This window comes from Fictibacillus aquaticus (assembly GCF_002245695.1).
Lineage (GTDB): Bacteria > Bacillota > Bacilli > Bacillales > Fictibacillaceae > Fictibacillus > Fictibacillus aquaticus.
Window position 1 is genome coordinate 1 of record NZ_NOII01000066.1, and the last position, 8,109, is coordinate 8,109.

The following is an 8,109-nucleotide window of genomic DNA, read 5'->3' on the forward strand; positions in this document are numbered from 1 at the left end:
CCGCACAAACACCATGATATTCTCATGGTGTTTTATTGTACAAGCTTGTTTAAACGGTAAAGGAAGTTTCTTTTCATCAAGAAATAATAAAGTGCTGTAATATACTAGAAGGTTTGATTTGACTAAATTTTCTAATAACCTAAAATAGTAGTATAAAAGTACAGCATATAAGGAGGAATACTTTTATGGAAAAAACGGCTGAGAAACGTTTACAGCGCTCAGAAGTGCCTGCAGTACTCACGTGGAACCTTGATGATTTGTTTGTTTCTGAGGAATCTTGGAAAGCAGCACTGGTCCTTATCGAGAAAGAAGCTGAAAAACTCGAACAATACAAAGGTACTTTACATAATAGCGCAAAAACACTTCTTGAATGCCTAGAAGCACAGGAACAGCTTTCTATGAAAATCGTAAAAGCAGGAACGTATGCTAGCCTGCGTCAATCAACTGACGGTACAGATTCTGTTAACCAGGCAAATTCTGCACTGTTCTCTGCATTAAATACAAAAATTACCGCGGCCCTTTCCTTTATCAGTTCTGAAATATTGGAGCTGGAAGACGGCAAAGTCATGCAATACTTAGAGGAAGAAGAAGGACTGGGCAGCTTTCGCAAAGGATTGTTAGAACTGCTGGACACGAAGAAACACCGTCTCATGCCAGAAACGGAAGCTGCATTAGCCGCGCTTGGAGAGCTTCACGCAAGCCCTTACCGTGTCTATCAGATGGCAAAGCTTGCCGATATGTCCTTTGATCCTGTCCAGGACTCAGAAGGCAATGACATTCCTGTATCATTTGCTTTATTTGAGAGCCAATACGAGTTCTCATCTGATACAGATACTCGCCGAAAAACATATGAATCATTTATCAAGACACTCAAACAATACCAAAATACAATCGCCTCCGCGTACAGTACTGAGGTTAAAAAACAAGTAGCTATGTCCCGTCTTAGAAACTATGATTCTGTTACACACATGCTGCTCGAGCCGCAGAAGGTAACGCTCGAGATGTACAACAATCAGATAGATATCATCTTTAAAGAGCTGGCACCACATATGCGCCGATTCGCTCAGCTGAAAAAGAGGGTGCTCGGTCTCGACAAAATGCTTTTCTGTGATTTAAAAGCGCCGCTTGATCCTGGCTTCAACCCGAAGACAACGTACGAGGAAGCTAGCCAGATTATTCTTGAGTCTCTCAAGGTGATGGGTCCTGAGTACACCGAAATCATTGAAAAAGGGTTTAACGAACGCTGGGTGGACCTTGCAGACAATGTGGGCAAATCGACTGGAGCATTTTGTGCGAGTCCATACGGTGCGCACCCTTACATCCTGATCACTTGGGCTGACAACATGCGGGGTGCTTTCACTTTGGCACATGAGTTCGGTCATGCCGGACATTTTCACTTGGCAAATAAGAATCAGCGTATCATGAATGTCCGTCCATCCCTTTATTTTGTCGAAGCCCCTTCTACGATGAACGAGATGCTCCTTGGCCAATATTTACTTGATAAACATGAAGATAAGCAGATGCGCCGCTGGGTCGTGCTGCAGCTGCTAGGAACGTACTACCACAACTTTGTGACACACCTGCTAGAAGCGGAATACCAGCGAAGAGTATATACACTCGCTGAGAACGGAGCACCACTAACCGCCAAAACGTTTACCGATGTAACTGGCGATGTGCTGTCTGAATTCTGGGGAGATACGGTGGAAATTGATGAAGGTGCAAAGCTGACTTGGATGCGCCAGCCACATTATTATATGGGCTTGTATCCTTACACTTATTCAGCCGGATTGACTGCTTCTACGGCTGCCGCCCAGCTCATCCTTGAAGAAGGCCAGCCAGCCGTTGACAGATGGCTTGAAGTCCTCCGTGCAGGCGGTACGATGACACCGCTTGAACTCATGAAGCATGCTGGCGTGGATATGTCGACGCCAGAACCTATTAAAAAAGCTGTCTCTTATGTCGGAACGCTGATCGATGAACTAGAAATGTCTTATCAATAAAAATCGCCCCCATCTCAAGACTAGATGGGGGCATTTTTTATTTAGCTGCCGCTGTTTTCATCACTCCTTCTGCCAATTGTCTTTCAGCTTTTGCATTTTTATCAAGCAGACTGACTGCTACAAAGACAAGAGCAGAAAGAGGCAGTGAATAAAAGAGCGGATCTACGTGCGTCCATGGAAACGGAAGGAGTGCAGTTTTTCCAAATAATGCCTGCGACAGACCAACTGCTGTCGATTCTTTTAGATGAAGGAACAGAAATCCAAAAATGCTGGCGGCAAAGCCAGTAATGATGCTTGCTGCAGCACCTTTTCTTGTTGCATTTTTCCAATACAGTGCACCAATTAACGCTGGCAGGAATCCAGCCGCACAAATACCGAACCAAAAGGCCGTAGCCTGTGCGATGATGCCTGCTGGCAGAAGATAAGCTAAGATAACAGCTGCAGCCATTCCGATAAGAACCCCAATACGGGACGGATTCAGCTTAGAGCCAAACAAAGAATGAACACCTAGCGTTTTAAGAATATCCTGTCCAAATGCAGAAGCCTGAACATGAATCAGTGATGAGATAGTGGAAATCGCTGCTGACATGAGCGTGAGGGTGAACAAATAGATGAACCACTCTGGCATCATTTTATTGATGAGTATCGGTATGACGAGATCCACGTTGCCCTTGGCTGCCGTTATCGCGATTTCTCCAGTTGTATTGTAAAAATAAACATTGCTTAGAGGGCCGATAACAAAGGCAGAGCCTGTCATAAAGAAAATGAAGACGCCTCCTACAAGAACGGAGCGGTATAATGCTTTATCGTCTTTCACTGTCATACAGCGCATGGCGAGCTGCGGCTGTGCAAGAACACCGATCCCCACTCCCATAATGATGGTACTGACGATCGTCCACCAAAGCGGAGAGCCATATTCAGGCATGCTTGTCCAGCCTTGATGACCCTGTTCGGCTAAAGCTGCTGGAACAAGGTCTTTCATCGCCGTCAATGCTTTGTGGCCGTCGATGATTCCTCCGACTGCATCATATGTGACAAAAAGGAAGATAGCCATTCCGATCAGCATGACAACAGCCGCGAATGCGTCTGTGTACATGACCGCTTTGATACCGCCGGTTATTACATAAATGGCAATAACCGCTGCAAGGATAATAAGTGCAAGATTGAAGTTCATCGAAAGTGACTCTTGCAGAAACCTGCCTCCGCCTATTAGAACAATACTCGTATAAGCAGGCATCAGCAGAAATATCATCGCCCCAGATAAGACGGTAATCATCTTAGAGTTANNAAACGCCACAAAGATTCCAAGAACGATGTTTAAGAAAGAAAGCCATAAAAGTCCCATGCCGAATGTAGCAGCAACCCCTCCAAAGCCTACAATGGCAGACGTGCTGATGAAGGTGGCGCCATAAGAAAGAGCCATTACTGCGGGATGAATGTTCCTTCCGCCAACGAGATAGTCGGACTCAGTCGTTGTTTTCTTAAATCCATAATAAGCGAGCCAGGACATGATGCCCATATAAACAAGACAGACTGAAATGAGCACACCTAAGTTCATTGTGAATCGTCGCCTCCTTTGTTCCACATATAGCCGCCGTAAATCACACAGCCAATCGCGGACAATACCGTAGCCAGCCACACAAACGAAATAACGCCGTCCTCCATGCCAAGCACATCGCATCCTCCTCTGCATTTTAAATGTAAGCGCATACATAAATTACAATGGCAAAATCTTTCCAAGTTTCGCCATTGTATAAATAATTTCTTTTTTAAGTCAGCATTTTCCTGTACAGTTATGCTGCTGTCAGTAAAAAACAGTACTGCGGACCCATTATTATTCATATGGTTGAATAAGGTTAAATCTTTTATCAAGGAGGCTGTGCTGATGTCGCCATCGCGTATTTTGAAATGGGTTACAGGAGGTCTTGAAGCATTGCTAGGCGTTCCAGTGCTTGGAGGATCTATTGTTCTCAGTCTTTTTTGGACGCCGCTCGCCCTAATGCTTGTGCTACATATCATCACTTTTGTTCTGACTAAAAAGGACGGCGGAGCAACTACGGGAAGTATTCTTGGAATTGTCACCTCTTGCGTCGGATGGATACCTTTTGTCGGAATGATCATGCATATTCTTTCAGCTATCTTCCTTATGCTTGATGCTTCAAAAGCAGATAAAGCTGCTGAAGAGACGGCTTAATAGAAGAAGGACGCAAGCCTTAACAGCTTGCGTCCTTTTCTTTATTGGGAAACCTCTTCCCGCTTCTTAAAATCACCATGGTGCGCCTTGCTTTTCACAATAAACACCGCAAGGGAAAGCAGCGCAAATGCTGTCAGATAAACCCCTAATATACCCATATTGGCAAAAGCTCCTCCAAGATCATTTAATGTCAGCACAGAGCGGAAGCCTGCTATGCTGTACGTGAACGGGAGGAATCCGCTCAGCGCTCTAAGGTTTTCAGGAAGCATCTCAACAGGCAGATTAGCACCCGTAATAGAAAGCTGCATGACAATGAAAGCAAGTGCGATAAACCGGCCGATATTGCCGCCAAATGAGGCAAGGAACAGCACGATAGCTGCGAAAGTCAAGCTTGCCACGAATGTAAACATTATGAGAGCGGCAGGATTGCTTACTTGTACGCCGAGTATAACAAATGCCACAATAAGCATTAAAATGGCCTGTAAAATGGCGAGTGTGCCGAGTGTCAAGAACTTGACCGCAAACCAGCTGATTGGTGATGCGAAAGGAGGCTTGTTAAAATTCATGAAGAGAGACAATACAAGGATACCCACGAATATGCCAAGTGAAAGGACATACGGTGCAGTAGAGTCGCGGTAATGCTCGTAGCCGTTCACTTTTTTACCCTCAAGTTCTACTGGAGACGAGAACATTTTGATGTTTTTTTCGTGTGGGCTGAGTCCTCCCATTTTTTCCGCGCCTGACTGAAGGCCGGTTGACAGCTTCTGGCTGCCGTCATTTACTTTTCCAGCGCCGTCATTCAGCTTTTCCGTTCCTGCAGAAAGCTTCTTCCATCCATCATTCACACTGGATGTTCCGCTGCTGACCTGACCCATCCCATTGTCAATTTTCGACGCTCCTGCCGAAAGCTTCTTCCAACCATCATCTACCGCAGCGTTTCCGTCTGAAATTTTGGCTGCTCCAGAGTCCAATCTCGTCACACCTGAGATTAGAGCATTCCAGCCATCATTCACCTTGGCGTTGCCGTCCGCGATTTGCCCTGCTCCTGTTTCCAGCTTAGATGCACCTTGATGTACCTTGGCCTGTCCTGCGGCAAGCTGGCTTAAGCCGTTATAAAGAGCTGCCGTTCCAGGAGCCAGGTTTTCCTCAGCTCCGTCGGCTACTTTGACAGCACCTTCATTTAGAGCCACAGATTTAACGGACATGCTGTCTAGTCCAGCTGAAATCTCTTTCGCTCCGTCCACGATCTGCTGATAATACGGTCCAACCTCAACCGTAGGATTTACTTTACGGTATTGTTCAAGACCTGCGACGAGTTTCTCAGCTCCAGCGGCAAGCTTAGCGGACCCGGCCTTCAGTTTTCCTGTTCCGTCCGCAACTTTCCTGCTGCCCGGAACAAGACGTTCATTCACACCGTCTCTCAGCTCTTTGCTTCCTGCCTGTGCTTTTTGCAGACCGGCTAATACTTGTGACGTTCCATCCTTCAGGCGGACTGCACCGTCATGAAGCTGCATTGATCCATCTGCAAGGCGCGAAACATTAGATGCGCTTCCGTTCAGCTTTTCGAGCAGCTGTCCTGTTCCGTCTTTCAGCTGCTTTGTACCGTCCGCAAGTTTAGTAATATCGTTTTGCTTAGTGGCCAGCGTGCTTGCCAGCTGACCTGTTCCGTCCTTCAGCCGGCTGGCTCCATCGGCAAGCTTTGCAATATCGCCCTTTTTCCCTGATACTGATTCATTTAATTTGGCAGTTCCCTCTCTCAGCTGCGTCGTCCCGTCTGCCAGCTTGGCTGAGCCTTCTGATGCCTTTCCGATCCCGCCTGAAGCGTCTTGCAAACCAGAGAATACTGTTGCTGTATACTGCTCAGTAATGGTGTTTGCCAGCTGCTCGCGTATACGCTCAGTCGCTGTTTTGGTTACTTGTGATGCAAGGAAGTTAAGACCCTCATTCTGTATGTACTCTATTTTCAATTTCTTCGGGTCAGGATCCAGGACTGTCGTGACACGCTGAGAAAAATCTTCAGGAATCTGAATAACCATATAATAATCATTCTTCTCCATACCCTTCAAAGCTTGTGCTGAACTGACAAACTTCCAGCCAAGCGCGTTACCCTCTTTCAGGTTCTTCACGAGTTCATCCCCGACGTTTATCGGCTGTCCGTTCGATATAGCACCGTTGTCATCGTTCACGACAGCAACCGGCAAGTTGGACAGGTTGTCATACGGACCCCATGTTGCCGACAGCAGTACTCCGCCATACACTACCGGGACAAGCAATGCAGCAATAACAGAAAACAGAATTGTTTTACTAGCTGCTAGTTTCGCAAATTCAGCTGAAAGAAGACCAGACACCTTCATACCTTAACACCTCCGAAAACAGTTTGATAAAAATGAATGAGCCGCCATTCATAATGTTTTCATAATATTCTAACAAAATAAATAAATCTACCATTCTCTTAAAAACATGATATACGAACTAATCCCATCTAACCTAAAAGTATTACACGATAATAAATTATTAGTAAGGATTTAATCTGTTTAAGTCTCATGGTAAAATCTAGTTAGTATAGTTTGTGAGAATATTGAACAGATAAAAACGCTGCTGGAAATGTGAGCACAGCGACAGCAATAAAAGTAAAATAAAAAGTTAAAGGCCGTCTGCACGTTATGCAGACGGCCTTTATTCTCTTACGATCAATACGTCACAAGAAGCATTGCGCGAAATGTATTCCGATACACTGCCGATAAAAATCCGCTGCAGCGCATTCGTCCCTGTTGCGCCGCAAATGATCAGATCGGTGCTGTTGAAAGGGGCGATGCCTTTAATGATCTCGACTTTTGGCGTGCCCATGGCGATCTTCGTGCGCACATCCTTTACACCGCGTTCAATTGCTTTTATTTTAAAATTGTTTAATAGCTGATCGGCCCAAGCTTCGGATTTCTCGATAGACTGTGTCCGCAGCCCGCCCGAATACTCCCTCGGAATATTAAGGCTGCTCTCAATAACATGTGCGAGCATCAAGCTTGCTTCGTTGCGGAGAGCTACCGCGACCGCTCTGTCAAACGCTGTCTCAGCCCCCTTCGATCCATCAACCGCTACAAGAATGTTCTTATATACATTCATCGGGATCCCCTCCCTGCTTTTGTTACTTTTATTATACCCTCGGCTATGCAGAGACAAACTGCACAGCCAATATGGACACAGACTCCTTCAGCGAATGATTATAGCAGTCATGGTTTAGATCTAAATCCGCATTTCAACTTTGTACCAAGTAATTATCGGCAAGTACCGTACCCCAAGTCTTCTGAAACAATAAATTAAAGGCTGCCGTTCATCTTGAACGGCAGCACTCTAACTTTTTCTTATTTTACGATCCACTTCGGCCCGAGAATCGTTTGCAGGCGGTAAAAGTTTCCGTATGCAGCATTGACGGTGTATTTGCCTGGATAAAGACTGGCAGAAGCCATTTTAAACCGAGTATCCGGCCGGTCATACAGAGGTACCTTCTGCGTGATGCTTACCGGTTTGCTTATGTGTGTCAGACGCTTTTCCCAGCGCTTATCGCCTTCAGCTGCCATGTAAAGAGCGGCTTTTTTATTGCGTACCCATTCTTCACCAAAGATTGATACAGGCGGATTCGTTTCACCCGGATATGGAGCAAGCTCAAAGGTGAAGCCTGGGCGCTTATACGTCTGGATGAACCAATCCTTGTAGCCGCCTCCGCTCGAAAGCGTTTTATCAGGCGGGATAAGACGGTAGCTTGTCATCTTAGCAAGGGTGTCCCCCATAAACTTGTCTCCGCCGTATGTTCCGGCACCATAGTTAAAATGATAGTACAAGATTCTTCCTGCTGTATGATAGGATGCTGTCACTTCAGGGCTTACGAGTCTTGTGAGATTATAAGCAGCTTTTGTTTCG

The 8,109-nt window shown here is 45.8% G+C and carries 7 protein-coding genes; 2 read left to right on the forward strand and 5 right to left on the reverse strand.

Features of this window, described 5'->3' with window-relative positions; translation table 11 throughout:
• The first annotated feature begins 185 nt into the window (after nucleotides 1-185).
• Entirely contained in the window at nucleotides 186-2,000 is a 1,815-nt protein-coding gene (gene pepF / locus CGZ90_RS19630) for an oligoendopeptidase F (RefSeq protein ID WP_094254184.1), read from the forward strand.
• 37 nt (nucleotides 2,001-2,037) lie between these two features.
• Here the strand turns inward: pepF and CGZ90_RS19635 are convergent, their stop codons facing one another.
• Nucleotides 2,038-3,558 carry a sodium:solute symporter family protein gene (locus tag CGZ90_RS19635; RefSeq protein WP_094254185.1) on the reverse strand — a complete coding sequence of 507 codons (1,521 nt, stop codon included), beginning with the start codon at nucleotides 3,556-3,558 and terminating at the stop codon, nucleotides 2,038-2,040.
• Nucleotides 3,555-3,674: a symporter small accessory protein gene (locus tag CGZ90_RS21285; protein WP_338032263.1), complete on the reverse strand. Its 120-nt coding sequence runs from the start codon at nucleotides 3,672-3,674 to the stop codon at nucleotides 3,555-3,557. Before CGZ90_RS21285 ends, CGZ90_RS19635 begins: the two co-directional genes overlap by 4 nt.
• A gap of 211 nt (nucleotides 3,675-3,885) precedes the next feature.
• On the opposite strand from CGZ90_RS21285, the gene CGZ90_RS19640 reads away from it, so the two are divergent.
• Nucleotides 3,886-4,194: a hypothetical protein gene (locus tag CGZ90_RS19640; RefSeq protein ID WP_094254186.1), complete on the forward strand. Its 309-nt coding sequence runs from the start codon at nucleotides 3,886-3,888 to the stop codon at nucleotides 4,192-4,194.
• 41 nt (nucleotides 4,195-4,235) lie between these two features.
• Here the strand turns inward: CGZ90_RS19640 and CGZ90_RS19645 are convergent, their stop codons facing one another.
• The 3 genes from CGZ90_RS19645 to CGZ90_RS19655 form a co-directional block, all read right to left on the reverse strand.
• Nucleotides 4,236-6,548, reverse strand: a complete 2,313-nt coding sequence (locus CGZ90_RS19645) for a YhgE/Pip domain-containing protein (protein WP_094254187.1) — start codon at nucleotides 6,546-6,548, stop codon at nucleotides 4,236-4,238.
• A gap of 322 nt (nucleotides 6,549-6,870) precedes the next feature.
• Nucleotides 6,871-7,314 carry a universal stress protein gene (locus CGZ90_RS19650; protein WP_094254188.1) on the reverse strand — a complete coding sequence of 148 codons (444 nt, stop codon included), beginning with the start codon at nucleotides 7,312-7,314 and terminating at the stop codon, nucleotides 6,871-6,873.
• 239 nt (nucleotides 7,315-7,553) lie between these two features.
• A partial coding sequence (locus CGZ90_RS19655) for a M14 family metallopeptidase (RefSeq protein WP_486598938.1) occupies nucleotides 7,554-8,109 on the reverse strand: 556 nt, incomplete at its 5' end.